Below are 25,567 nucleotides of genomic sequence, written 5' to 3'. Positions count from 1 at the left end.
CTGTTATTAGATATCAATGATAAGTGGGGTCAGGTACTGATTTATTTTTACAGTAGTTGTGTTACTGTTTGCTGTAATTCATTCTATAACATAGAACTTTTTAAGAGTATTGAAGTAACTCTGTATCGGGATTACTCACTTAATTTAATATAAGACGGTTTTGATTATGCATATTCACATTCTTGGTATTTGCGGGACTTTTATGGGTGGCGCTGCGACATTAGCTCGTCAACTTGGACACAAGGTGACAGGATGCGATGCAAACGTGTATCCCCCAATGAGTACGCTATTAGAATCTCAAGGTATTGAGATTATTGAAGGCTTTGACCCAAGCCAATTGAATCCAGCACCAGACCTTGTTGTTATTGGTAACGCCATGAGTCGTGGTAACCCTTGCGTTGAGTATGTATTAGATAAAAATCTCAAATACACCTCAGGACCACAATGGTTACAAGAGTTTTTATTACAAGACCGTTGGGTTATGGCTGTTGCTGGAACTCATGGTAAAACAACAACAGCAAGCATGTTGGCATGGGTGCTTGAAGAGTGCGGTTATAAACCAGGCTTCTTAGTTGGTGGCGTTCTTGGGAATTTTGGAGAATCAGCTCGTTTAGGTGAAAGCATGTTTTTTGTCGTTGAAGCTGATGAATATGATAGTGCTTTTTTTGATAAGCGTTCAAAGTTTGTCCATTATCGTCCGCGCACTTTAGTGCTGAATAACCTAGAGTTTGATCATGCTGATATTTTTGATGATCTTGCTGCTATTCAACGTCAATTCCATCATTTAATTAGAACTGTCCCTAGTACTGGACGTATTTTTGCTCCAAAACAAGATAAGCCACTAGAGCAAGTATTAGAGCAAGGTTGCTGGAGTGAACTTGAATTTACGGGGGAAAATGGTCAATGGAAGGCGAATAAGCTTAATAAAGATGGCAGTGCGTTTGAAATTTATTTTGAAGGTGAGAAAGTTGGTCAAGTTGATTGGAATTTGGTCGGCGATCATAATGTCAGCAATGCATTGATGGTAATCGCTTCTGCTCGTCATGTAGGGATTACTTCTGATTTAGCTTGTGAAGCATTAGGTAAGTTTATTAATACTAAACGTCGTCTTGAGTTTAAAGGCGAAGTGAATGGGGTTACTGTTTATGATGATTTTGCTCATCACCCGACTGCGATTGATCTAACTTTAGGTGGGCTACGTAATAAAGTGGGCGATAAGAAAATTATCGCAGTTTTAGAGCCTCGTTCAAGCACCATGAAATTAGGTGTTCATAAAGATACTTTGGCGGCTTCTCTGCATGCAGCCGATTCGGTTTATCTTTTTCAACCAGATAATATTACTTGGTCGGTAGATGATGTTGCACAGCAATGTACTCAACCAGCCTATACCCATAATGATATTAATACCTTTGTTGATATGATTGTGACGGAAGCACAAGCAGGTGATCAAATATTAGTAATGAGTAATGGTGGCTTTGAAGGTATTCACGGTAAATTACTTGATAAGTTGAGTCATAAATGACATCTAAAAATAAAGCAATCACACTAGCTATGACTGGGGCCTCTGGTGCTCCTTATGGACTCCGTTTATTGGAGTGTCTATTAGCCGCAGATTATCATGTTTACTTTCTGATCTCCTCGGCAGCTCGTGTGGTGATGGCAACAGAGCATGATTTGAAGTTACCAAGTGGTCCTGATGCGATGAAGGCGGCATTGGTTGAACATCTTAGTTGTAATGCTGATAATTTAACTGTTTGTGGTAAAGAGGATTGGTTCTCACCAGTGGCTTCTGGATCCGCAGCACCAAAGCAAATGGTTGTATGTCCATGCTCTGCTGGTAGTGTTGCTTCTATTGCTCACGGTATTTCAGATAATCTTATTGAGCGGGCTGCTGATGTTGTATTAAAAGAACGTGGCCAATTGATTATGGTAGTAAGAGAAACACCATTCTCAACCCTGCATTTAGAGAATATGTTGAAATTATCTCAAATGGGAGCAACGATTATGCCAGCGGCTCCTGGGTTTTATCATCAGCCAAAATCTATTGAAGATTTAATTGATTTTATGGTTGCTCGAATATTGGATCATTTAGGAGTAGAACAAGGGCTTGTTCCTCGTTGGGGGTATGATCAGCGTCAGAAGGATTAATAAACCTCTGGCTCATTAAAGCGTTCACACATACAATATGGCCTCTCATCGGGGAGCGACTAGCTGAGATTAGTGAGTATTGGAGAATACTGGCTTAAACCCGTACTACCTGAATCAGATAATGCTGGCGTAGGGATTGAGATGACATCCTCTTTGAGAATATCAACTTAATTCTGTGCCGCTCAAAAGGATGTAAGCGCACATAATGAACACTCTTTCTATCTTTTCTTCTCGTAAGCTATTATCCACAGCCTTAACTATGGCAGTAGTGACTTCTTTTTCTGCTTCAGCAGCAAATACATTAACCGTTTATACTTATGATTCCTTTGCCGCTGATTGGGGCCCAGGGCCAACAATCGAGGCCGCTTTTGAAGCTCAATGTGGCTGTGACTTAAAGCTTGTTGCTCTTGATGACGGGGTTTCTATTTTAAATCGTCTGCGTCTTGAAGGTAAAAATGCGAAAGCAGATATTGTATTAGGTTTAGATAACAACTTAATGGCAGAAGCGAAGGCAACGGGGCTGTTAGCTCAACATCAGGTTAATACTGATTCAGTTACTGTACCGGGTGGCTGGAATGATACAACGTTTGTGCCTTATGATTTTGGTTACTTTGCCTTTGTTTATAATAAAGAAAAAGTAGCAAATCCTCCAAAAAGTTTAAAAGAGCTAGTTGAAAATCGTGATGATTTAAAAGTTATTTATCAAGATCCAAGAACATCAACTCCGGGTCAAGGTTTATTGTTGTGGATGAAATCAGTTTACGGTGATGACGCACCACAAGCGTGGAAACAACTCGCGAAGAAAACAGTTACGGTAACTAAAGGTTGGTCAGAAGCTTATAGTATGTTTTTAGAGGAGGAGTCTGACTTAGTTTTATCTTATACAACGTCTCCCGCGTATCATCTAATCGCTGAAAAAGACGATCGTTTTGCAGCGGCTAATTTTTCAGAGGGGCATTACATGCAAGTTGAAGTTGCAGCGAAAGTGAAAAACACAACAAATAATAAATTAGCAGATGAATTTCTGGCTTTTATATTGAGTGATAAATTTCAATCTGCGATGCCGACCGGAAATTGGATGTACCCAGTAACCGATGTTAAACAACCTGCTGGTTTTGAAACATTAACTGTACCAAATAAAGGGTTGTCGTTTAGTTCACAAGAGATCTCACAACAACGTAAATCGTGGATCCGCGAATGGCAACATGCTCTGACATTCTAATTTGAAATAAGGAGTACTGTTGTGCTCCTTTCTTTTGGCAACTATGAAAAAGACCTCTTCTTATAGCTCTGTCCCTGCTTTGGGATATTTCATCGCAATTATTATTATTGGCTTTGTTGGTGGATCGATCAGTGCTCTGTTTTTAGAATCCCCAAGTTTGGATTTAAGTCTAATTTGGTCTGATCCTTATTATCGTTATATTACTCAATTTAGTTTATACCAAGCGTTTCTATCTACTTTATTTAGTATTAGCCTTGCGATTCCAACTGCGTATGCATTATCACGTCGACAATTTTTAGGCAGAGGATTGTTACTTAAGCTTTGTGCTACGACGCTTGTTTTACCGGTGTTAGTTGGTGTGTTTGGTTTATTGTCTATTTATGGAAATAGTGGACTTATTGCAGAGGTATTTGAATGGTTTGGTGGTTCCCTTCCTTTCTCTATTTATGGTTTAAATGGCATTTTACTCGCCCATGTTTTTTTTAATTACCCTTTTGCCACACGCCTTTTTTTACAAACCTTAGATTCTATTCCTGCTGAGCAACACCAATTATCGGCACATTTAGGATTAGCTGGTTGGAATAAGTATAGATTGGTTGCTTGGCCGAGAATTAAGCAGCAATTTCCTCATGTCGCAGGTTTGATCTTTATGTTGTGCTTTACCAGTTTTGCTACTGTAATGGCGTTAGGTGGAGGGCCTAAATCAACCACAATTGAGCTTGCTATTTATCAAGCTATTAAATTTGATTTTGACTTGCAGTCAGGTGCTATTTTAGCTTTATGGCAAATGTTATTATGCGGTGTACTTTCCTTAATTATTCAGCGCTTTTCAATTTCTGTTGCCGTCGATTCCGGTTCTATATATCAAGCTGTGTTATACCAAGATTCAAAACAAGAGCGATTATGGGATAGGGCTTGGATTGTATTTCTTATTATCTTTTTATTACCCCCGTTATTGATGGTCGTTATTAGTGGTTTAAATTCAGAATTGGCGACAGTATTAACATCGTCTCAATTTTGGTTAGCTCTAGTTAATTCTTTGATTGTAGCGTTAAGTGCGGCAGTACTTGCTATGGTTTTTGGCGTTATCTTATTACATACGACAAGAGCATTAAGATTAAATGAAAAACGTCTATTAGCAGATAAATTGGATTTGATTGGTACGATGATCTTGGTGACCCCCGGGTTAGTTATTAGTACGGGGTTGTTTTTATTATTGCGAAATATAACTGATGTATTTTCAATAGCAATTTGGATCGTGGTATTGGTTAATGCATTAATGGCACTGCCTTATGTGATAAAAACACTCGCTCAACCATTGCTTCATATCGCTCAGCAATATCATTTGTTATGTGGCAGTTTAGGATTAAACGGTTTTACTCGTTTTAGATTGATTGAGTGGCGAGCGTTAAGAAAACCAATGGCTCATGCATTTGCGATAGCATTTATTATGTCGATTGGCGATTTAAGCGCCATCGCCTTGTTTGGCAGTCAAGATTTTCGTACTTTACCCCTCTATCTTTTTCAATTATTAGGCAGTTATCAAATGGATGCTGCTGCCGTTATCTCCCTAAGTTTACTCGTATTAAGTGTGGGAGTATTTGGTGTTGTGGAATGGTTATTCTCTTCTAAACGTAAACGTAAACGTAAAGGTGAAGTGTAATGTTGAATTTTTCTGATGTGAAATATCGTTACAACTCAGAGTTATTTGAATTTAATTTAACTGTAAATCAAGGGAATGTGGTTGCTATTCTTGGGCCTAGTGGTGCAGGTAAAAGTACGTTACTTAGCTTGCTTGCTGGATTTATTGAACCTGAATCTGGTGATATTAGTATTGAACAGCAATCCTTGTTATTACAAGCGCCTCATCAACGTCCATTATCTATGTTATTCCAAGAACATAATCTTTTTGCTCATTTATCAATTGTAGATAATATTGGTTTAGGAATTAAACCTAATTTACGCCTTAGTAATGAAGAGAAAGAACAAGTAACTCGCGCCGCTCAACAGGTAGGGGTGGATGGTTTATTATATAGGCTACCTGAACAACTTTCTGGTGGTCAAAAACAGCGTGTAGCGTTAGCTCGATGTTTAGTACAAAAAAAGCCTGTTTTATTATTAGATGAGCCTTTTTCAGCCCTTGACCCAATGTTAAGGGAAGAGATGATTGTATTAATTCGAGATCTAATTAAGAGTCAAAAGTTAACTGTACTCATGGTGACGCATAGTATTCAAGATGCCAAAGCGTTAGCTTCTCATTATGCTTTTGTCTGCAGTCATAAAGTATTAAGTTATGGCAAAATGACAGAGATAATGACACAAGACAATCCTCCTGAATTAACTCGATATTTAGACGCGGTTAAGTAAACTTTTCACACTCAAATTGAGTATAATCGACTACACTCAGTTTTATGATAAATAGGCGTGACCTAACTGCTCTCATACAGTAATATTGGCGCCCTTTTGAACCTCGCCGTTTAAGGCTGTCTATTCTCGGTTCATTATGAAACTCTCACTCTATATAAAATCAATTAATTAATTTTGAGGTGTATTACTACTATGTCATTTGCTTTGGGCCAACGTTGGATCAGTGATACAGAAAGTGATTTGGGTTTAGGAACAGTGGTTGCTGTTGACGATAGAACCGTATCTGTACTTTTTGCCGCATCAGAAGAAAATCGTTTATACGCAAGACATGATGCACCCGTTACCCGAGTGATGTTCAATAAAGGAGATACAATTGAAAGCCATGAAGGCTGGTCACTTGAAGTAGAAGACGTTATCGAGGATGGTGGGTTATTAACTTACATCGGAACTCGAACTGATACTGATGAAGTGAACGTTGTTCTTCGTGAAACATTACTAAGCCATCAAATTCGCTTTAATAAACCTCAAGATAAACTATTTGCAGGTCAAATTGATCGTATGGATCGTTTTGCTTTGCGTTATCGTGCGCTTCAAAATCAATATGAGCAACATAAAAACCCAATGCGTGGTTTATGTGGTATGCGTGCAGGTTTAATTCCTCACCAACTATTTATCGCCCAAGAAGTAGGTCGTCGTTACGCTCCGCGTGTTTTGCTGGCAGATGAAGTAGGTTTAGGTAAGACAATTGAAGCTGGTATGATCATTCATCAGCAAGTGCTATCTGGTCGTGCTGAGCGAGTACTAATTGTTGTGCCTGAAACGCTGCAGCACCAATGGTTGGTCGAAATGATGCGTCGTTTCAATCTGCATTTCTCTATCTTTGATGAAGAGCGCTGTATTGAATCTTATGCTGATTCAGAAAACCCATTTGATACCGCACAATTGGTACTGTGTTCATTAGATTTTATTCGTAAGAGTAAGCGTCGTTTTGAGCAAGTTGTTGAAGCTGATTGGGATCTTCTTGTTGTTGATGAAGCTCATCACCTTGAATGGAACCAAACAAAACCAAGTCGTGAATATCAAGTAATCGAAGCGATTGCAGAAGAAACCGCTGGCGTTTTACTGTTAACGGCAACACCTGAGCAATTAGGTCATGAAAGTCACTTTGCTCGTTTGCGCCTATTAGATCCAGATCGCTTCTATGATTACGATGCGTTTGTTGAAGAAGAGCGCCAATATCAACCTGTTGCTGATGCCGTTACTGCTTTGATGAGCGGTGATAAGTTACCGAATGATGCAAAAAATCGAATTACAGAGTTACTTACAGAGCAAGATGTAGAGCCGCTATTTAGAATTATTGAATCATCAGATTCAGAAGAACAACAAAGCCAAGCGCGTCAAGAATTAGTCGATAATCTAATGGATCGTCATGGTACTGGTCGAGTGTTATTCCGTAATACCCGTGCCGCTATTAAAGGGTTTCCATTACGTAACTTGAACTTAATGCCAATGCCTTTACCATCACAATATGCGACTTCTATGCGTGTGGCGACGATGATGGGTGGCCGCATGAGTGATGAAGCTCGTGCAATGAAAATGCTTTATCCTGAAGAAATCTTCCAAGAATTTGAAGGCGATAGTGCAACGTGGTGGCAGTTTGATCCACGAGTTAACTGGTTGCTTGAACTATTAAAAGAAAATCGTAACGAGAAAGTATTAATTATCGCTTCTCGCGCTTCAACTGCTTTGCAATTAGAGCAAGCATTACGTGAGCGAGAAGGTATTCGTGGTACGGTTTTCCATGAAGGTATGTCTATTATCGAACGAGATAAAGCGGCTGCTTACTTTGCTCAAGAAGAAGGCGGGGCTCAGGTTCTTATCTGTTCTGAAATCGGTTCTGAAGGACGTAATTTCCAGTTTGCTAATCAATTAGTGATGTTTGATTTACCATTTAACCCAGATCTACTTGAGCAACGTATTGGGCGTTTGGATCGTATTGGTCAAAAACGTGATATTGAGATTCATGTTCCGTATTTACAAGGCACATCTCAAGAACTATTAGCTCGTTGGTTTGACGAGGGCCTTAATGCTTTTGGTGAAACTTGTCCTACTGGTCGAGCTGTATATGAAAAATTCTCTGATACGATCATTGCGATTTTAGCGACAGGAAAATCGGATGGATTAGAACCTCTTATTGAAGAATCAGCAGCGTTAAATAAAGAATTAAAAGTACAATTAGAGCAAGGCCGAGATCGCCTGTTAGAAGTTCACTCTAATGGTGGTGATAAGGCAAAAGCACTTGCTGAGAAGATTGCCGCAACGGATGGTGATACGAACTTAGTTAATTTTGCATTAAATCTGTTTGATACGATTGGTTTGAATCAGGATGATAAAGGCGAAAATGCCATTGTTGTTACTCCTGCAGAAAATATGTTGGTATCTAGTTACCCAGGTCTGCCTTATGAAGGTTGTACGATTACGTTTGATCGTGAAACGGCACTCTCTCGTGAAGATATGAACTTGATCAGCTGGGAACACCCAATGATCCAAGGTGGTATTGATTTAGTTTTAACCGAAGGTGTGGGTGCTACAGCGGTTTCTTTATTGAAAAATAAAGCGTTGCCTGCAGGGACATTATTGCTTGAATTGGTTTATGTGGTGGATGCACAAGCGCCTAAGCAAAGCGGTATTGGTCGCTTCTTACCGAAAACGCCAATTCGTCTAATGATGGATAGCAAAGGTAATGATCTATCGGCTCAAGTTGAGTTTGAAAGCTTTAACCGTCAATTAAGTCCTGTTAACCGTCATATGGCGAGTAAGTTGGTTAATTCCGTACAGAAAGAGATTCATGCACTTATTGATACTGCGGAAGTAAGCATCGAAGATCGTATTGAAGCCGTTCGTGTTGATGCAAATACAGAGATGAAAGTAGCATTGAATGCAGAACTTGAACGTTTACAAGCATTGAAAGCGGTAAACCCAAATATCCGTGATGAAGAATTAACGCAAATTGAAACTCAAATGAGCGAACTTTCAGGATATATAGGTAAAGCGCAAGTACAGCTTGATTCACTGCGTTTAATCGTCGTGAGCCATAACTAATTATGGCAATGCTTGAGTACAATCCACCAATGGAACCGCTTGATATTGTCTATCAAGATGAAGCGATTCTTGCAGTGAATAAACCTGCGGGATTACTTTCTAATCCCGGCAGGGCTCCTGAGCACTATGACAGTGTATGGTCTCGTGTTATTGCCGAGTTTCCAGAAGCTCAGCTTGTACACCGCCTTGATATGTCGACGTCTGGACTGATGATTTTTGCTTTATATAAAGAAGCTGAAAGGCACATTAAAAAGCAATTTCAGTATCGCTTAACTCATAAAGTGTATTACGCACGAGTATGGGGGAAAGTAGAGAAAGTAGAAGGCCATATTGATTTACCGTTAATTTGTGATTGGCCAAATCGTCCACGCCAAATGGTGTGTTACGAGCATGGAAAGCCATCACAAACGGGCTATCAAGTGATACAAGTTGAAGATAAGACAACATTAGTGCGCTTATTGCCGATCACGGGTCGTTCTCATCAATTGCGTGTGCATATGATGGAAGAGGGGCATGAGATTGTTGGAGATGAGTTTTACGCGTGTGAAGAGGCTCTGGCGTTTTCTAAACGTTTGCAACTGCACTCTGCTGAGTTGAGTTTTTATCATCCAGAAACCGATAAATTTATCAGTTTATTTGCACCTTGTGAGTTTTATCCAGAAGCTAAATCGGGTGTTTTAGATTCAATGAGTATTACGCCGATAAGACCTGATTATAAAACCTTGCCTAAGCAGTAAGAGATTTTATATATTGCTAAAAATAAAAAAAGGAGCCAATGGCTCCTTTTTTTATTTTAGTTATAAAGGCATTAACCTTGAGGTTTAACAACCATAACGTTAATCGGTGAGTTTTCTACCACTTTACTAGCAACAGAACCGAGCATCACTTTATCTATTTTAGAACGCTTATGACTTGGCATTACAATTAGATCTGCACCTAGACGTTCAGCATAATCTAAAATAGTGACATAAGGTTTACCTTCAGCAACGTGTACTCTGTATACCACGTCTTCATCTACAAACTTAGCTGCAAATTCATTCAGTTGTTTTGAAACATCATCTTTCATTTGCTTTGCTGCACCTTTAGGGAAATAAGTCGATACCATCGACATATGGATCCCAGGTAACACATTTAATAAATGAAGTTCAGCATTAGAATGTTTTGCGTGCCAAACAGCTAGTTCAACCGCTTTATCAGCAAAGCCTTTATCATTTAAATCTACTGGAACCAAAATTTGTTTATACATAATTTTTATTACCTAATTAGGGGAGTTATTCTCCCCTTAGATTCCATTCATTAATTTATGCCGCTAAGTTTTCCTTTTTAGCTCGGCGACGCTGATTAAAGCCTAGTGCAAACAATAGAAGAAGGGTTGGTACAAATACCCATTCTTTTAATGGGCGGTCTGCATCAAGAACCACATTCTTTATTTCCCAATCAAAATCTATTCCGGAAGCTTCAGCAGGACTGCCAAACTCGACCATATCTACGATCATTTTGTTATCGACTTCAGATAACATTAGACCCATAGAGCTCACTCGATCTTCACCAGTGACAGCGCGATCTTCAAAAGGTAAACGAACCGTTTTACTAATGACATCGCCTTCAAGATTTTGACCGACAACTTCTAATGTGAGGGATTGTCCCACATTTAGTTCTTCAGCAATTTGAGCAATCTCAATACCTTGATAATAATCTTTGGCTGGATAGATCTTATCCCACCAGAAACCTGGGCGGAATAATGAAAAAGTGATCAGAAGTAGTAAAACAACTTCCCACCATTTTGTTTTCGTAAACCACCAGCCTTGTGTTGCTGCTGAGAAGGTCAACATAGCAATAATTGATGAGATTATTGTGAGGGCTAAATGCCACCAAGAATCAATGCCCATCAATAAGAGCTGTGTATTGAAAACAAACATGAAAGGCAATATCGCTGTACGAATATCGTAAGTGAACCCTTGAATACCAGTACGAATTGGATCTGATTTTGCTATTGCCGCTGCCGCGAATGCAGCAAGACCTACTGGAGGAGTGTCATCGGCCAATATACCGAAATAGAACACGAATAGGTGAACCGCAATTAATGGAATGATCAGACCGTGCGCGGCACCTAAAGTCACAATAACCGGAGCCATCAAGGTAGAAACAACAATGTAGTTAGCCGTTGTTGGTAAGCCCATACCTAAGATTAAGCTAATTACCGCAGTAAACAACAGCATAAGAATAATGCTACCACCAGAGATAAATTCAACGAAATCTGTCATTACCAGACCGATACCAGTTAAGGTTACAACTCCCACAACCGTCCCGGCTGCTGCTGTAGCAACACCAATACCGATCATGTTTCGTGCACCTGATACTAAGCTTTCTAGTAAGTCATCGAAGCCCTGTTTTACTTGTTCAATGACATTACCTTCTTTGGCAAAGAAACCGATTAATGGCCTTTGTGTCAGTAAAATGAAGATCATAAATACTGATGCCCAAAAAGCAGACAAACCTGGTGAGAAACGTTCAACGGTTAAACACCAAACTAATACTACGATTGGCAATAAAAAATGTAGGCCAGATTTGATGGTAGGGCCAGGATCTGGCACTTCAGTCAGCTCTTCATCAATCGCCATCATTGCATGTTCTTGATATTTTGCAGAGATGCTAACGAGGCCAATATAAGAAAGTAGCAAAGCAACTGTTACAATTGGTGTTGCTGCTGCACCAAAGACATCTTTAGTCCAACCAATGCCGTAATACACGGCAGCACTGATTACACATAGCCCAAGAATTGTACCGGTAAAAGATAATAAGCTATGAACTAAACTTGGAGTATGACGGCGTGGAAGACCTTTCATACCCGCTTTACAGGCTTCAAGATGAACAATGTAAAGTAATGCAATGTAAGAGATTAAAGCAGGCAGTAGGGCAGCCTTAATCACTTCTACATAAGAAATACCTACGTATTCAACCATTAAGAATGCAGCTGCACCCATAATTGGTGGGGTTAACTGACCATTAGTAGAGGCTGCCACTTCGACAGCACCCGCTTTCTCGCCAGAGAAGCCCACTCGTTTCATTAATGGGATAGTAAACGTACCTGTTGTAACCACATTTGCAATCGATGAACCAGAAACTAAACCTGATAGACCTGAAGCCACAACCGCTGCTTTGGCAGGGCCGCCTTTCATGTGGCCAAGTAAAGAGAAAGCAACTTTAATAAAGTAAGCACCAGCCCCTGCCTTTTCTAGCATGGCACCAAAAAGTACAAATAAGAAAACGAATGAAGTTGAAACACCTAAAGCAACACCAAAAACACCTTCTGTTGTTAACCACAGGTGCGACATTGCTTTATTTAAACTTGCGCCTTTATGCGCGATTACATCTGGCATATGAGGGCCAGCAAAGGTATATAGCAAGAATACAGCTGCAACCACCATTAGTGGCGGGCCTAGAGCGCGACGTGTCGCCTCAAGTAATAACACCATCCCTACGACTGAAGCTACAATATCAGGAGTTGTTGGTGCGCCAGAACGATCGGCTAGTTGCGCATAGAAAATATAAATATAAGCAGCAGAAAAACTACCAGCGAAAGCAAGAGCCCAATCAATGACAGGAATACGATCTCTTGGTGAATTTTTTAGGGCAGGGTATGCAGTGAAAGCTAAAAATATAGCGAAAGCTAAATGTATTGAACGAGCTTCTGTATCGTTAAGTATGCCGAAGTCAAAAATGAACGGTAAAGGGGAAGCATACCAAAGTTGGAATAGAGACCAACATAGTGGAACAAACCATAGAATTCGGCCAGATAATCCTTGCGGTGAACGAGCACCAGTATCAGATTGGGCCACCATTTCTTGCACATCTTGTGACGTATTTGACGACTGCGTCATGTACTTTTCCTTAGTGATGGTCGAACCTAACACTCAATCATTAAGTATTAGATTACTGAATATAAGCCAATATATAGGCTAAAAAGAACCGATCTTCAAATCCGTTTTATTATTGATTGTTATCCGTTGCATGGACAGATCAGGGAGTGTAGCGAAGAAAGGAAGAGACCATTTGGCCTCTTCGCTTTATAGTCACGTTACTTATTAAAAGTTACGCGTGTAGAAGAAAAACTATTTTAGTAGACCAACTTCTTTGTAATATTTCACAGCACCAGGGTGCAGCGGAATAGAAAGACCTGCTTTAACCATGTCTTCTTTTTTTAAGGTTGCAAATGCAGGGTGAAGGCGTTTGAATGTATCAAAGTTCTCAAATACTGCTTTTGCTACGCTGTAAGCAACTTCATCTGAAACATCTGATGTTGTTACCATTGTTGCAGCTACACCGAAGCTATTTACATCACCTTCAGTACCACGGTACATGCCAGCAGGAACTGTGCTGTATGCATAGTAAGGGTTATCAGCAACGATCTTATCAATCTTAGGACCTGTCGCTGATACTAGTTTCGCATCACATGATGTTGTAGCTTCTTTGATTGAACCATTTGGGTGACCAACCATATAGATAAATGCATCAATTTTGTTATCACAAAGAGCTTGAGAACGCTCAGACCCCTTCAGTTCAGAAGCAAGTTTAAAGCTATCATTTGTCCAACCCATAGCATCCATTACAACACCCATCGTTGCACGGTCACCAGAACCAGGATTACCAATGTTTACACGTTTACCTTCAAGGTCAGCAACGTTGTTAATGCCTGAATCTGTACGAGCGATGATGTTAAAAGGTTCTGTATGAAGAGAGAACATCGCACGCAGTTTCTTGTAAGGGCCTTGAGCTTCAAATTTACTTGTACCGTTGTAGCCATGGTACTGCCAATCTGATTGTACGATACCAAAATCTAGTTCGCCTGAACGGATAGTATTTACGTTATAGATAGAACCGCCCGTCGATTCTACAGAACAGCGAACATTATGTTCTTTACGGTCTTTATTCACTAATTTACAGATAGCACCACCCGTTGGGTAATAAACACCTGTTACTGAGCCTGTTCCAATAGTAATGAAATCCTGAGCACTTGCAGAGCTCATGCCTGCACCAAGCATTGCTGCAGCAATAGCACTTGCTTTAATTAAGTTTTTTAATGCCATGTTATTCCTTTCCTTATTATTGTGTTTCTTTACTCATTTAAATGCTCTCTAAAAGTAAGAGAGAATGAGAGTAAGAAACCGTATTTATTCACCTCATTGTGAAGTGTTTTAAATTTCCTGTTACAGAAATGGCGTGTGAATGATAGCAAACTAATGCGCACTTTTTAAAATAGTGTTAATTAAATTATATCAAAACTGTGAAATAAATAACTATTGATTCTATTAATAATTAGCATAATGTGTCGCTTTAACATTTCTGCAATATTTATTAATGAGTTTGGTTGGGGAGAATATGTAGGAATAAGGTCGCTTTATAAGAGAAAACGACCTTTAAAAAGAGTATAGATTTAAATGCTGTATTCAAATAGGTCACAGACAGAATCGAATAACTTCGAGACTTCAATGTTTCTTGTCGGTGTAATAAAGATTGTATCATCACCAGCAACGACGCCTAAAATACCTTCAGATTTACCTAAGGAATCTAATAAGCGAGCAATTAATTGAGCTGCCCCCGGTCCTGTATGAATGACTACTAGAGCATTGTTGTAATCAATATCCATAACAAGTTCACGTAAAGAACTAGAAACGGTAGGAACACCAAGCTCAATAGGAAGGCAATACACCATCTCCATTTTTGCATTGCGGGTACGTACAGCACCAAATTTAGTCAGCATTCGGGATACTTTTGATTGATTAATGTTATCGAAACCTGAGATTCGAAGAGCATCAACAATTTCACCTTGAGAACCAAATCGTTCTGCTTTAAGAATGGATTTAAATTCTTTAACTAGTAGTTCTTGCTTTTCATTATTTCGCATGATGTTTTGATTCTTTTTGCAATAATTACGACTATTCTCGCATAATTATTTACGTATAACCAAATCAAAATGGCATTTATGTGAATACTTACTCATGAATTATTCATTTATTTTTGTTCAAGATCTCTAATTCGCTAGACAATTTCATTTACAAGCAAGGATAAATGCAAGTAGAGTCGCGTTCAATTTATGGCTTGGTTCGGATGTCATTGCGTAAGGTCGCAAAGCGAAGCAAATAGCATTGAATTTCATTTGAGCTTGCTATAACGTCACTTTCAGTTTGAAAGTAAATTAATAATAAAAATATACCTCTACTACTCAAGGAGAAAGAACATGAAAGTTGCTGTTATTGGCGCCGCAGGAGGCATCGGACAAGCGTTAGCATTACTTCTTAAGAATCGATTACCAGCAGGATCTGATCTTGCTCTTTATGATATTGCTCCGGTAACACCAGGTGTTGCTGCGGATCTTAGTCACATCCCAACGCCAGTTTCTATCAAAGGATATTGCGGTGAAGATCCTACGCCGGCTCTTGATAATGCAGACGTCGTTTTAATTTCTGCAGGTGTTGCTCGTAAACCTGGTATGGATCGCTCAGATCTTTTCAATATTAATGCAGGTATTGTTAAGTCATTAGCTGAAAAAATTGCAGTGACATGTCCAAATGCATGTATTGGTATTATTACTAACCCGGTAAATACAACCGTTGCGATTGCTGCTGAAGTATTAAAGAAGGCGGGTGTATACGATAAAAATAAATTGTTTGGTGTAACAACACTGGATGTGATCCGTTCAGAAACGTTTGTTGCTGAATTAAAAGACAAAGATCCAGGCGAGATCCGCGTACCAGTTATCGGTGGTCACTCAGGCGTAACTATTCTTCCTCTTCTTTCTCAAGTTGAAGGTGTCGAGTTTACTGCTGAAGAAGTTGCGGCACTAACTCCTCGCATTCAAAATGCAGGAACGGAAGTTGTTGAAGCAAAAGCCGGTGGTGGTTCTGCGACACTTTCAATGGGTCAAGCGGCATGTCGTTTTGGTCTATCACTAGTGAAAGCATTAAGTGGTGAGAAAGGTGTTGTTGAATGTGCGTATGTTGAAGGTAATGGCGAACACGCTCGTTTCTTCGCACAACCAATTTTACTTGGTAAAAATGGGGTTGAAGAAATTCAGTCTTATGGTGCGTTGAGCGCATTTGAACAAGAAGCACTTGATAGTATGTTAGATACACTGAAAGGTGATATTTCGATTGGTGAAGAATTCGTTAAATAACAAGAATTAAAGTAATTGAAAGAGAAAAGGGCAGATAGTTATTTATCTGCCCTTTTTATTTTCTTTAAGCGTAGTATTATTTACTGCGTTTAACGGCTAAGTGTGCCAACGTCTTCAATGCTTCTTTGTATTCAGATTCAGGTAATACGGCTAACTCTTCAATGGCTTTATCCGCTTCTTCATCTGCTTTTTTCTTTGTGTATTCTAATGATCCAACTTCTTTCATGCAGGCAAGGATAGGTTCTAATTTATCTAGACCATTGCCTTTTTCGATTGCTTCACGGATCATTGCTGCTTGTTCTGCATTACCATGATTCATCGCATGTAGTAAAGGAAGTGTCGGTTTACCTTCAGCAAGATCGTCTCCGACATTTTTGCCCATATCTTCGCCATCTGAAGTGTAATCCATCACGTCATCGATCAATTGGAAAGCAGTGCCTAAATATTTACCGTAGTTTTGTAATGCGGTTTCGATCTCTTGTGGTGCGTCATTTAGGATCGCGCCGATCTGAGTAGCGGCTTCAAATAAGCGAGCTGTTTTAGAATAGATTACTTGCATGTAACTTTCTTCAGTCGTATTAGGATCATTGCAATTCATTAGTTGAAGAACTTCACCTTCTGCGATCACATTAACTGACTCACTCATTAAACTAAGGATCTTTATGGATCCCAAACTCGTCATCATTTGGAACGAACGGGTGTAAATAAAATCGCCAACGAGTACGCTTGCTGCATTGCCAAATTCGGCATTAGCTGTAGCTTTGCCACGACGCATATCTGATTCATCGACAACGTCATCATGAAGTAATGTTGCCGTGTGAATAAATTCAATAAAGGCAGCTGCCATTGTGTGGTCTTTGCCTTCGTATCCAAGTGCTTTTGCAGATAAAATGGCAAGCACAGGACGCAAGCGTTTACCGCCGCCGCTTACAATGTAGAAACCAAGTTGGTTGATCAGCGCAACATCTGAATTCAGTTGAGCTAGGATGGTCTCATTTACGATTGCCATGTCATCAGCCGTGAGGGCTTGGATAGCTTTAAAATCCATTATTCTTCCAGCAAGGTTAGGGCCTAAGTTAGGCTTTATTGTAATAAGTGATTACATAAATAATACACTAAATTGAGGGTCGCAATACAGTCGAAAATTCCTCTCTTTTAGCCGATTGACTATTTCGTTTATCTTTTCATCATTTTTCTTCAATTTTGGGTTGTCAGATTGAAATCATTCGCGTAGAATCCACGCCCTATTGATGACAAGTTTAACGCACACCAAAATTGTTGAGTAAACAAATTAAATGGTAGTGCGAAAGTAGCGGAGTAAAATATGTACGCTGTTTTCCAATCTGGTGGTAAACAACACCGTGTAAGTGAAGGTCAAACTCTTCGCTTGGAAAAATTAGACGTTGAGACTGGCGCAACAGTTGATTTCGACAACGTTCTTATGATTGCTAACGGTGAAGAAATCACTGTTGGTGCACCTTTAGTAGCTGGCGGTAAAGTAACTGCGGAAGTAGTTCAGCACGGTCGTGGCGATAAAATTAAAATCGTTAAGTTCCGTCGTCGTAAGCATTCTCGTAAGCAACAGGGCCATCGTCAATGGTTCACTGAAGTCAGAATCACTGGCATCAGCGCTTAATTTAAGGAGAATAACAAATGGCACATAAAAAAGCTGGCGGTTCTACTCGTAACGGCCGCGATTCAGAAAGTAAACGTCTTGGTGTTAAGCGTTTCGGTGGCGAATCTGTTCTTGCAGGTAACATCATCGTACGTCAACGTGGTACTAAATTCCACGCTGGTACTAACGTAGGCATCGGTAAAGACCATACTCTTTTCGCTCTATCTGAAGGTAAAGTGAAGTTTGAAGTTAAAGGTCCTAAAAACCGTAAATTCGTTTCTATCGACGCTGAATAATCGTTTTTAAAAACTAATTTTAAAAGCCCTGCCACTTGGCGGGGCTTTTTATTTATGGATAGTCACCAGTTAATTATTTTGTCGTTTATACTTCTTTTAGGTTGGTATAACTAATGAGTTTAAATGCTAGAATACTTACCTAGTGACTATATTGATATATTACGTAGCGTAAAGATCATAGAAGATCCACTCTCATAATGTCATTTTGATTTGCAGAGAAATAATCTGTATCAGAATAGAACAGTTAATGAAAAGATTACCAGCGCTACAGCTCGGAGAAGAAAATGAAATTCGTTGATGAAGCGACAATTAAAGTAGATGCAGGCGACGGCGGTAACGGTACTGTTAGTTTTTGGCGTGAAAAATTCGTAGCTAAGGGCGGCCCTGATGGCGGTGATGGCGGCGACGGTGGTGATGTTTACCTAGAAGCGGATGAAAACCTAAACACCCTAATTGATTACCGTTTTAACCGTTTTTATGATGCAGAGCGTGGTAAAAATGGTGGTGGCACAAACAGTACTGGTCGACGTGGTGCGGATATTACGTTGAAAGTACCTGTTGGTACGCGTGCTATTGATATTGATACTGGTGAGAAAGTTGCAGAGCTAATGGCTCATGGCATGAAGATCATGGTTGCTAAAGGCGGCTGGCATGGTTTAGGTAACACCCGTTTTAAATCATCTGTTAACCGTGCACCTCGTCAAAAGACAATGGGAACAAAAGGTGAGGTTCGTGAACTTCGCTTAGAACTTCTTTTGCTTGCTGATGTTGGTATGCTTGGTTTACCAAACGCTGGTAAGTCTACATTTATCCGCGCTGTATCTGCTGCAAAACCAAAAGTGGCTGACTACCCATTTACTACGCTTATTCCTAGCTTAGGTGTTGTACGTGCACGTGGTAATAAGAGCTTCGTTGTTGCTGATATTCCAGGTCTAATTGAAGGTGCTGCTGAAGGCGCAGGTCTTGGTGTTCGTTTCTTGAAGCACCTTGAGCGTTGTCGTGTATTGCTTCATGTAATTGATATCCTTCCAGTTGATGGCAGTGATCCTGTCCAAAATGCACTAACTATCATTGATGAGTTAGAGCGTTACAGTGAGAAAGTTGCTGGTAAACCTCGCTGGTTATTATTTAATAAGACCGATCTTCTACGTGAAGAAGAAACTGATGAAAAGATCGCTGAGATCTTAGAAGCACTTGCTTGGGATGATCGCTACTTTAAAATCGCAGCAGTAAGTCGCACTGGTACTCAAGAAGTATGTGATGAACTATCTGACTTTATGGATACTCTACCAAAAGAGATTCAAACTGATGAAGAGAAAGCGGCTGATAAAGTCGACTTCATGTGGGATGATTACCATAAAGATGCGATTTCAGGTCAAAACGTTATTACTGAAGACGGTGATGATGATGATTGGGATGACGAAGAAGATGACGGTCATGTTATCTATGTTCGTGACTAAGTCTTAATCAAGATAATTATTATAAAAAACCGCACTTGTTGCGGTTTTTTTTATTTAAGTCATTAAAGATAGAAATGAATAGCATAGAATAGAGGTTCATTTAGTTAACTATTACGAAGAAAATGGACGAAAAACAAAGGGAAATATCACGTTTAGTCGCTAAAGCTGGGCAGATGTTACTTCAACATGGTGCAGAAAGTAGTTTAGTTTCTGACGTTAGCCGACGATTAGGGCTTGCTGTAGGTGCCGATGACGTGGAGATTTCATTATCAGCCAGTTCGCTTGTTATCACAACAATGATCAATGAACATTGTATGACGACTGCTCGAAGAGCTCCAGATCGCGGGATTAACATGCGGGCGGTTACTGAAATTCAAAGGATCTGTATTATGTCTGAAAAAGGCTTATTAGATCGCCATGAAGCGGCTGTGAAATTAGATGCAATTAGCCCAGAAAGATACAACCGCTGGCTTGTGGTTGTGATGATCGGTTTATCTTGTGCTAGCTTTAGTCGTTTAGCTGGTGGAGATTGGCCTGTATTTATGATGACCTTTCTTGCCTCTTTTTTAGGGATGATCGTCCGACAAGAAATTGGGCATCGACATTTTAATCCGCTACTTAATTTCGGCATTACTGCTTTTGTAACCACGCTTATTTCTTCTCAAGCTGTTATCTACCATATTGGTAATACCCCTTTTCTTGCAATGGCTTCCTCTGTTTTGATGCTTGTTCCTGGCTTCCCATTAATTAATGCCGTTGCTGATATGGTGAAGGGGTACGTTAATATGGGAATTGCGCGTTGGACGTTTGCTACCTTACTTACTTTATCAACCAGCATTGGTATTGTTGGTGCAATGAATTTAGTCGGCGTATGGGGATGGATTAACTAATGGATGCTTTTATAAATGGATAGTGTAACGATGAGTTCCTTTTTTGATTTATTTCTAGCATTATTGAACGATATGTTTTTCGCGATGATTCCTGCAGTCGGTTTTGCTTTGGTGTTTAATGTTCCAGTAAAAGCATTAAAATATTGTGCAATTGGTGGTGCTATTGGTCATGGAACTCGATTCTTATTAATGCATTATGGTGCGCCATTAGAGTGGGCGACATTATGTGCTGCAACAACGGTCGGCATGATTGGAGTGCATTGGTCACATCGTTTTCTTGCTCATCCTAAAGTATTTACCGTCGCTGCATTAATCCCTATGATCCCAGGCGTTTTTGCTTTTAAAGCGATGATTGCTGTGGTTGAGATTAACCACCTCGGTTATTCTCCGGAATTGTGGGGATTGATGATTGATAATTTAGTGAAAACGTTATTTACAATAGCTGCATTAGCAATTGGTCTTGCTATGCCAGGGTTACTGTTTTACCGTAGAAAGTCGATTGTTTAGATCTAAATATATAAGGATTAGTTGTGAAAATTAGCATGATCGCCGCAATGGCAAAGAATCGTATTATTGGTGTTGATAATCAAATGCCATGGCATTTACCTGCTGATTTCACATGGTTTAAAAAATCAACTATGGGTAAACCAATTGTAATGGGGCGTAAAACTTACGCATCGATTGGTCGTCCATTACCAGGTCGATTGAATATTGTATTAAGTCGTGATGCGAACTTGAATATTGAAGGTGTTACTTGTGTGACTTCAATTGATGAAGCTAAACAAGCCGCTGGTGATATTGAAGAGCTGATGATTATTGGTGGTGGTTCAATTTATCAAGCGTGTCTTGCTGATGCAGATAAGTTATACCTGACCTTTATTGATGCTGACATCAATGGCGATACTCAATTCCCAGATTGGGGTGAGGGTTGGAAGCAGACTCATTCTGAAACGTATTCGAAAGATGAAAAGAATAAGTACGATATGGAGTTTGTGGTTTTAGAACGATAGAGACTATACGCTGCGCTAACTAGAATCTAGAGCGCTTCGCTTCTATAAGAACAGGGTTCAGATCGCTTCGCTAGCAGAATTCAGACGTAGTCGTTGATATTTCAGCGTTTAATTCAGGGAGTTTACGACCGATCTGAATTCTTTGCTCTTATAAGTCTCTAGTCAGCGAAGCGTATCGTTTCTAGCTCAACGCTTTTTGAGTAAAATACTTCCTATCATCAACACGATACATCGTCATATACTCCCCCCAGACACAACCTGTATCCAACGCTATCACGTCATTCCCTTCGTACCCCATCAATGCCGCCCAGTGGCCAAATATGATTTTATGAGTCAGAGGAAGACGAGAGCTTAACTCAAACCACGGCACTAATTTATCTTTATCTTCTGATGATAAGTCTTGTGGTGGTTGTTTACAGTCCATATCTAAACTTGCGTTGTGAAGACAGAAACGCATGCGTGTAAAAGCATTGATAATATAGCGATAGCGCTCAATACCAGTAAGATCTTCTCGCCATAAATCGGGTTGGTTTTCGTACATGTTCTCTAATAACCAAGTCCATTTATCTGATTGTAAAACCGCTTCAACTTCACGAGCGCATTTAATCGCGGTATTAATTTCCCATTGAGGAGAAATACCTGCATGAGTCATAACAACTTTATGTTCAGTGTGAATTGCCAATAATGGCTGTTGGCGTAGCCAAGTTAATAACTCTTTGCTATCTGGAGCCGAGAAAATAGGGGCTGTTTTATCTTTTTCTTTTACACGAGAAATGCCTTGAGAGACGGCAAGTAAATGCAGATCATGATTGCCAAGAATAGTAACTGCTGCTGTCCCTAATGATTTCACAAAGCGAAGGGTTTCTAATGATTTTGGACCGCGAGCAACGAGATCTCCCGTTAACCATAGTTGGTCTTTTTCTTTATCAAAGCTAACTTGGTCTAACAATAATAATAGTTCGTCTAGGCATCCTTGAATATCACCTACAAAATAGGTCGCCATGTCTCTTTCCTCTCATCTCATTATTAAAGCGTAGATAGAAAAAAGGTGACAATGAAGTCACCTTTATATTTAACTGTTATTGATTATACGCTTAACTTAAGCTGATTCTTTTGATTCAGCTTGGAAGTTGTCATTTAACCAGTTTGCCATCGTCACAAATTGTTCTAACGTTAGGTTCTCAGGACGAAGAGAAGGGTTAATGCCTAATTCTTCTAGCTGTTCTTTTGTTAGCAATGCTTTAAAACAGTTACGAATTGTTTTACGACGTTGATTAAAGCCCTCACGACATACACGGTCTAACCATTTCAGGTTTTTAGCCGGGTATGGAAGTACCTCATAAGGTACTAAGCGAACAACCGCTGAATCCACTTTTGGTGGCGGAACAAATGCTGTTGGCGGCACTTCAAGTACAGGCATAACTTTACAGTAATATTGAGCCATAACCGTTAGTCGACCATAAGCTTTAGTGCCAGGACCCGCAGCTAAGCGGTTAACCACTTCTTTTTGTAGCATAAAGTGCATATCTTGTACGTCTTTATGGAACTCAAAAAGATGGAACATCAGTGGTGTTGAGATGTTGTATGGCAAGTTACCAAAAATACGTAATTTATTACCTTCTTGGATAAGTTGCGTGAAGTCGAAGCGCATTGCATCGCCTTCATGAATAGTTAGTTTACTACCCAGTTCAGGGTGAGTGCGCAAACGAGCGGCTAAGTCACGGTCAAGTTCGATAACCGTAAACTTATCAACTTCACGACCAACAGGTTCGGTAATAGCCCCAAGACCTGGACCAATTTCTACAAGGTTTTGGCCTGGTAGAGGATTAATTGCAGATACGATTCCATCGATCACATAAGGGTCATTTAAGAAGTTCTGACCAAAGCGTTTCTTCGCTTTATGGCCTAAATGGACATCATTTCTTGTACTCATTTATTTTCTACCAGTTCAATTGCATGGGTAAGTGCGGTAATAAAGCTTCCTGCATCTGCTTTTCCAGTACCTGCTAATTCCAATGCAGTACCATGGTCTACGGAGGTTCGGATGAAAGGTAAACCTAAAGTGATGTTTACCGATTTTCCAAAGCCTTTGAATTTTAGCACAGGAAGCCCTTGATCGTGATACATAGCGAGTACCGCGTCCGCTTCTTGTAAGTATTTATCTTGAAATAACGTGTCTGCGGGCAATGGACCAATTAAGTTCATGCCTTCTTCTTCACGCAATTCATTTAATGCTGGGGCTATGATATCAATTTCTTCACGGCCAAGACAACCATCTTCCCCTGCGTGTGGATTTAATCCACAGACAAAAATAGATGGTTTTGCTATACCAAATTTAGTGATTAAATCTTGGTGCAGAATACGAGTTACTTGTTTAAGGCGATCTGAGGTAATCGCTTTTGCTACGTACGCAAGAGGTATGTGAGTAGTTACTAACGCAACGCGCAAGCCTTCTGTTGCTAGCATCATTACAACTTGTTGTGTATTGGATTGCTCTGCAAAGAACTCTGTGTGTCCACTAAAAGCCACACCAGCTCGGTTGATTACGCCTTTATGTACAGGACCAGTCACAACTGCGTCAAATTCACCGTCCATATTACCTTGTGCTGCTCGACGCAAGGTATCAAGAACATAATGACCATTGGCTTCATTTAGCTCACCTGCAACGACATCGTCATTCAATTCGATATTATCGACAATTAAAGATCCTGCCTTATGCATTTTTGCTGGTTCATGAGCGTTGTAGTCTTCAATAGCAATATTAATACCGAGCAGTTTGGCTCTCTGCTTTAGTGCGTTTTTATTACCACAAATAACTAATTGGTGAGGCCAATCTTGTTGTGCAATAGTTAAAACAAGATCTGGTCCGATACCTGCAGGTTCTCCTGGAGTAACTGCGATACGCTTAATCTTATTCATTATTTTCTTCACCATTATCATCTTGTAGAATTTCAACATAAGCACTTGCACGGATTTCTTGTAGCCAAGCCCCGGCTTCTTCGTTAAATTTTCGACTCATGAGAATACGGTAAGCTTTATTTTTCATTGCCGCGTCTGTTCTATCAACTTGACGGCGCTCTAGTACTTCAACAATATGCCATCCATGGACGGTTTTAAATGGCGCACTGATTTGCCCTGTTGGTAAAGTTTCTACTTGGTGTTTAAACTCAGGTACATATAAATCTGGTGTTTGAAAACCGAGCTCACCATTGTTAGCTGCAGAACCTGGGTCTTGACTATAACGCTGAGCCATTTCTGCAAAAGTGTCTTTGCCTGCTTTGATGTCTGCAATAATAGTATTTAACTGACGTTGTGCACCTTCATCACTCACGATTACTGATGTCTTAATCAGGATATGTCGAGCGTTCACTTCAGTTACTGCAACGGTTTCAAGGCCTTTTACATCATCTATTTTCAGAATGTGAAACCCTACACCTGAACGGAAAGGACCAATAATGCTATTTTTTCCTTCGCCAGTAATTTGATCTGCGAAGATGGTAGGCATCTCTTCTTTACGCATCCATCCCCAATCACCACCTTGTAGTGCTTTAGGGCCTTTTGAATAAGTGTATGCCATGGTGGCAAAATCAGCACCTTGTTTTAAACGCTCAGTTAGATCTTTTGCTTGTTGCTCTAATGCTTCTTTATCGGCTTGAGTTGCGCCATCTTCTGTTCTTAGTTGAATGTGACTAATTTTGTATTGAACCGTTGCTTGTGTTTCTTCTGATAATAGCAAAGCAAGGCTTTCTACCTCTTGAGGAAGGATATTAATACGGCGGCGAACTTGTGCATTTCTAGCCTCACTTGCTGCTATTTCCTTACGGATTTGTTCTCGGAAGCTTTCATATGGTAGTCCTTGAGCTGCCGTTTTCTGTTGTAGCTGCGCAAGAGTCATGTTGTTTTCTTTTGCGATACCTTTTAACGCCTCTTCTAAACGGGTGTCATCTATACGTATGCCCATTTTTTCTGCTTGTTGGCTTTGAATGGTATCGACAATTAGTTTCTCAAGTACTTGCTCTCGAAGAACTGATTCGTCAGGTAGTGGTTGGTTTTTTTCTTGAGCATTAATTTTTACCGTTTTAATCGATGTATCGATATCACTTTGAAGGACAACACCTTCATTAACAATAGCAATTACTCGATCTAATTCGACAGGAGCTGCCTGTGCATTTATTGCTAGCATCATTAATAGGGTGCTAATAAATGGAAATTTCCAGTTTTTCATAGTGTCATCCAAGAGTAAGGAGCATGAAATGCCTTTGAGAAAATAGCATTTCATGTAT

The 25,567-nt window shown here is 39.9% G+C and carries 23 protein-coding genes and 1 riboswitch; of the genes, 14 read left to right on the top strand and 9 right to left on the bottom strand.

The features are described from left to right. Positions 1 to 166: 166 nt before the first annotated feature. From mpl to BTO23_RS18660, 7 genes are all read left to right on the top strand, one after another. Positions 167 to 1,522, top strand: a complete 1,356-nt coding sequence (gene mpl / locus BTO23_RS18690; RefSeq protein WP_105064324.1) for a UDP-N-acetylmuramate:L-alanyl-gamma-D-glutamyl-meso-diaminopimelate ligase — start codon at positions 167 to 169, stop codon at positions 1,520 to 1,522. After that, positions 1,519 to 2,148, top strand: coding sequence for a flavin prenyltransferase UbiX (locus BTO23_RS18685; protein WP_060993954.1), 630 nt, complete (start codon positions 1,519 to 1,521; stop codon positions 2,146 to 2,148). Before mpl ends, BTO23_RS18685 begins: the two co-directional genes overlap by 4 nt. 39 nt (positions 2,149 to 2,187) lie before the next feature. Beyond that, positions 2,188 to 2,301, top strand: a riboswitch (TPP riboswitch). Between the two features lie 52 nt (positions 2,302 to 2,353). After that, a complete protein-coding gene (gene thiB, locus BTO23_RS18680) occupies positions 2,354 to 3,370 on the top strand; it encodes a thiamine ABC transporter substrate binding subunit (RefSeq protein ID WP_060993953.1) in 1,017 nt (338 codons plus the stop codon). A gap of 43 nt (positions 3,371 to 3,413) precedes the next feature. Then, on the top strand, positions 3,414 to 5,033 hold the full coding sequence (gene thiP, locus BTO23_RS18675; protein WP_105064323.1) for a thiamine/thiamine pyrophosphate ABC transporter permease ThiP: 1,620 nt from the start codon (positions 3,414 to 3,416) through the stop codon (positions 5,031 to 5,033). Beyond that, the gene (thiQ, locus tag BTO23_RS18670) at positions 5,033 to 5,737 is read left to right on the top strand and encodes a thiamine ABC transporter ATP-binding protein (protein ID WP_060993951.1); all 705 of its coding nucleotides are present in this window, start codon (positions 5,033 to 5,035) and stop codon (positions 5,735 to 5,737) included. The genes thiP and thiQ overlap by 1 nt, the downstream gene beginning before the upstream one ends. Before the next feature lie 192 nt (positions 5,738 to 5,929). Beyond that, positions 5,930 to 8,839, top strand: a complete 2,910-nt coding sequence (rapA, locus tag BTO23_RS18665) for an RNA polymerase-associated protein RapA (RefSeq protein WP_061030551.1) — start codon at positions 5,930 to 5,932, stop codon at positions 8,837 to 8,839. A gap of 2 nt (positions 8,840 to 8,841) precedes the next feature. Continuing rightward, complete coding sequence (locus tag BTO23_RS18660) at positions 8,842 to 9,576, top strand: pseudouridine synthase (RefSeq protein ID WP_060993949.1); 735 nt, start codon at positions 8,842 to 8,844, stop codon at positions 9,574 to 9,576. A gap of 71 nt (positions 9,577 to 9,647) precedes the next feature. Here BTO23_RS18660 and BTO23_RS18655 read toward each other — a convergent pair whose 3' ends face one another. From BTO23_RS18655 to argR, 4 genes are all read right to left on the bottom strand, one after another. Beyond that, positions 9,648 to 10,085 (bottom strand): universal stress protein, encoded by a 438-nt coding sequence (locus BTO23_RS18655; protein WP_060993948.1) that lies wholly within the window; start codon positions 10,083 to 10,085, stop codon positions 9,648 to 9,650. 55 nt (positions 10,086 to 10,140) lie between these two features. Next, a complete protein-coding gene (locus tag BTO23_RS18650) occupies positions 10,141 to 12,720 on the bottom strand; it encodes a TRAP transporter permease (RefSeq protein WP_060993947.1) in 2,580 nt (859 codons plus the stop codon). 231 nt (positions 12,721 to 12,951) lie between these two features. Next, complete coding sequence (locus BTO23_RS18645) at positions 12,952 to 13,926, bottom strand: TAXI family TRAP transporter solute-binding subunit (RefSeq protein WP_061030552.1); 975 nt, start codon at positions 13,924 to 13,926, stop codon at positions 12,952 to 12,954. A gap of 347 nt (positions 13,927 to 14,273) precedes the next feature. Beyond that, the gene (gene argR, locus BTO23_RS18640) at positions 14,274 to 14,744 is read right to left on the bottom strand and encodes a transcriptional regulator ArgR (RefSeq protein WP_060993945.1); all 471 of its coding nucleotides are present in this window, start codon (positions 14,742 to 14,744) and stop codon (positions 14,274 to 14,276) included. A gap of 333 nt (positions 14,745 to 15,077) precedes the next feature. On the opposite strand from argR, the gene mdh reads away from it, so the two are divergent. Continuing rightward, positions 15,078 to 16,013: a malate dehydrogenase gene (gene mdh, locus BTO23_RS18635; protein ID WP_061005620.1), complete on the top strand. Its 936-nt coding sequence runs from the start codon at positions 15,078 to 15,080 to the stop codon at positions 16,011 to 16,013. Between the two features lie 76 nt (positions 16,014 to 16,089). Here mdh and ispB read toward each other — a convergent pair whose 3' ends face one another. Next, positions 16,090 to 17,061 carry an octaprenyl diphosphate synthase gene (gene ispB, locus BTO23_RS18630; protein ID WP_060993943.1) on the bottom strand — a complete coding sequence of 324 codons (972 nt, stop codon included), beginning with the start codon at positions 17,059 to 17,061 and terminating at the stop codon, positions 16,090 to 16,092. A gap of 276 nt (positions 17,062 to 17,337) precedes the next feature. On the opposite strand from ispB, the gene rplU reads away from it, so the two are divergent. The 6 genes from rplU to folA all read left to right on the top strand — a co-directional run bounded on the left by rplU (position 17,338) and on the right by folA (position 21,284). Next, on the top strand, positions 17,338 to 17,649 hold the full coding sequence (gene rplU / locus BTO23_RS18625; protein ID WP_060993942.1) for a 50S ribosomal protein L21: 312 nt from the start codon (positions 17,338 to 17,340) through the stop codon (positions 17,647 to 17,649). A 17-nt stretch (positions 17,650 to 17,666) separates the two neighbouring features. After that, on the top strand, positions 17,667 to 17,924 hold the full coding sequence (gene rpmA, locus BTO23_RS18620; protein WP_012549189.1) for a 50S ribosomal protein L27: 258 nt from the start codon (positions 17,667 to 17,669) through the stop codon (positions 17,922 to 17,924). A gap of 284 nt (positions 17,925 to 18,208) precedes the next feature. Next, positions 18,209 to 19,384: an Obg family GTPase CgtA gene (gene cgtA / locus BTO23_RS18615; RefSeq protein WP_060993941.1), complete on the top strand. Its 1,176-nt coding sequence runs from the start codon at positions 18,209 to 18,211 to the stop codon at positions 19,382 to 19,384. 122 nt (positions 19,385 to 19,506) lie between these two features. Then, entirely contained in the window at positions 19,507 to 20,274 is a 768-nt protein-coding gene (locus BTO23_RS18610; protein WP_061014092.1) for a threonine/serine exporter family protein, read from the top strand. A 15-nt stretch (positions 20,275 to 20,289) separates the two neighbouring features. After that, entirely contained in the window at positions 20,290 to 20,781 is a 492-nt protein-coding gene (locus BTO23_RS18605) for a threonine/serine exporter family protein (RefSeq protein ID WP_060993939.1), read from the top strand. Between the two features lie 23 nt (positions 20,782 to 20,804). Beyond that, on the top strand, positions 20,805 to 21,284 hold the full coding sequence (gene folA / locus BTO23_RS18600; RefSeq protein WP_061014094.1) for a type 3 dihydrofolate reductase: 480 nt from the start codon (positions 20,805 to 20,807) through the stop codon (positions 21,282 to 21,284). Positions 21,285 to 21,465: 181 nt separating this feature from the next. Here folA and BTO23_RS18595 read toward each other — a convergent pair whose 3' ends face one another. From BTO23_RS18595 to surA, 4 genes are all read right to left on the bottom strand, one after another. Further along, positions 21,466 to 22,287: a symmetrical bis(5'-nucleosyl)-tetraphosphatase gene (locus BTO23_RS18595; protein ID WP_105064322.1), complete on the bottom strand. Its 822-nt coding sequence runs from the start codon at positions 22,285 to 22,287 to the stop codon at positions 21,466 to 21,468. Between the two features lie 96 nt (positions 22,288 to 22,383). Further along, positions 22,384 to 23,217: a 16S rRNA (adenine(1518)-N(6)/adenine(1519)-N(6))-dimethyltransferase RsmA gene (gene rsmA, locus BTO23_RS18590; protein WP_061005608.1), complete on the bottom strand. Its 834-nt coding sequence runs from the start codon at positions 23,215 to 23,217 to the stop codon at positions 22,384 to 22,386. Beyond that, positions 23,214 to 24,203 (bottom strand): 4-hydroxythreonine-4-phosphate dehydrogenase PdxA, encoded by a 990-nt coding sequence (gene pdxA / locus BTO23_RS18585; RefSeq protein ID WP_170066784.1) that lies wholly within the window; start codon positions 24,201 to 24,203, stop codon positions 23,214 to 23,216. Before pdxA ends, rsmA begins: the two co-directional genes overlap by 4 nt. Further along, positions 24,196 to 25,509 carry a peptidylprolyl isomerase SurA gene (surA, locus tag BTO23_RS18580; protein WP_105064320.1) on the bottom strand — a complete coding sequence of 438 codons (1,314 nt, stop codon included), beginning with the start codon at positions 25,507 to 25,509 and terminating at the stop codon, positions 24,196 to 24,198. The genes pdxA and surA overlap by 8 nt, the downstream gene beginning before the upstream one ends. Between the last annotated feature and the right edge of the window lie 58 nt (positions 25,510 to 25,567).

It is taken from the genome of Aliivibrio sifiae (assembly GCF_002954715.1).
Taxonomy (GTDB): Bacteria; Pseudomonadota; Gammaproteobacteria; order Enterobacterales; family Vibrionaceae; genus Aliivibrio; species Aliivibrio sifiae.
The sequence above is the reverse complement of the archived record's forward strand: the minus strand, read 5'-3'. Positions and strand labels throughout refer to the sequence as shown.

Bases quoted from the DNA above. Each gene is read 5' to 3' on its own strand.
- ispB (WP_060993943.1), bottom strand. From the start codon at position 17,061: ATGGATTTTAAAGCTATCCAAGCCCTCACGGCTGATGACATGGCAATC.
- surA (WP_105064320.1), bottom strand. From the start codon at position 25,509: ATGAAAAACTGGAAATTTCCATTTATTAGCACCCTATTAATGATGCTA.
- rplU (WP_060993942.1), top strand. From the start codon at position 17,338: ATGTACGCTGTTTTCCAATCTGGTGGTAAACAACACCGTGTAAGTGAA.
- BTO23_RS18660 (WP_060993949.1), top strand. From the start codon at position 8,842: ATGGCAATGCTTGAGTACAATCCACCAATGGAACCGCTTGATATTGTC.
- rsmA (WP_061005608.1), bottom strand. From the start codon at position 23,217: ATGAGTACAAGAAATGATGTCCATTTAGGCCATAAAGCGAAGAAACGC.
- BTO23_RS18655 (WP_060993948.1), bottom strand. From the start codon at position 10,085: ATGTATAAACAAATTTTGGTTCCAGTAGATTTAAATGATAAAGGCTTT.
- BTO23_RS18685 (WP_060993954.1), top strand. From the start codon at position 1,519: ATGACATCTAAAAATAAAGCAATCACACTAGCTATGACTGGGGCCTCT.
- pdxA (WP_170066784.1), bottom strand. From the start codon at position 24,203: ATGAATAAGATTAAGCGTATCGCAGTTACTCCAGGAGAACCTGCAGGT.
- BTO23_RS18595 (WP_105064322.1), bottom strand. From the start codon at position 22,287: ATGGCGACCTATTTTGTAGGTGATATTCAAGGATGCCTAGACGAACTA.
- argR (WP_060993945.1), bottom strand. From the start codon at position 14,744: ATGCGAAATAATGAAAAGCAAGAACTACTAGTTAAAGAATTTAAATCC.
- thiQ (WP_060993951.1), top strand. From the start codon at position 5,033: ATGTTGAATTTTTCTGATGTGAAATATCGTTACAACTCAGAGTTATTT.
- rapA (WP_061030551.1), top strand. From the start codon at position 5,930: ATGTCATTTGCTTTGGGCCAACGTTGGATCAGTGATACAGAAAGTGAT.
- BTO23_RS18605 (WP_060993939.1), top strand. From the start codon at position 20,290: ATGGATAGTGTAACGATGAGTTCCTTTTTTGATTTATTTCTAGCATTA.
- BTO23_RS18610 (WP_061014092.1), top strand. From the start codon at position 19,507: ATGGACGAAAAACAAAGGGAAATATCACGTTTAGTCGCTAAAGCTGGG.
- BTO23_RS18645 (WP_061030552.1), bottom strand. From the start codon at position 13,926: ATGGCATTAAAAAACTTAATTAAAGCAAGTGCTATTGCTGCAGCAATG.
- BTO23_RS18650 (WP_060993947.1), bottom strand. From the start codon at position 12,720: ATGACGCAGTCGTCAAATACGTCACAAGATGTGCAAGAAATGGTGGCC.
- thiP (WP_105064323.1), top strand. From the start codon at position 3,414: ATGAAAAAGACCTCTTCTTATAGCTCTGTCCCTGCTTTGGGATATTTC.
- cgtA (WP_060993941.1), top strand. From the start codon at position 18,209: ATGAAATTCGTTGATGAAGCGACAATTAAAGTAGATGCAGGCGACGGC.
- mdh (WP_061005620.1), top strand. From the start codon at position 15,078: ATGAAAGTTGCTGTTATTGGCGCCGCAGGAGGCATCGGACAAGCGTTA.
- rpmA (WP_012549189.1), top strand. From the start codon at position 17,667: ATGGCACATAAAAAAGCTGGCGGTTCTACTCGTAACGGCCGCGATTCA.
- thiB (WP_060993953.1), top strand. From the start codon at position 2,354: ATGAACACTCTTTCTATCTTTTCTTCTCGTAAGCTATTATCCACAGCC.
- mpl (WP_105064324.1), top strand. From the start codon at position 167: ATGCATATTCACATTCTTGGTATTTGCGGGACTTTTATGGGTGGCGCT.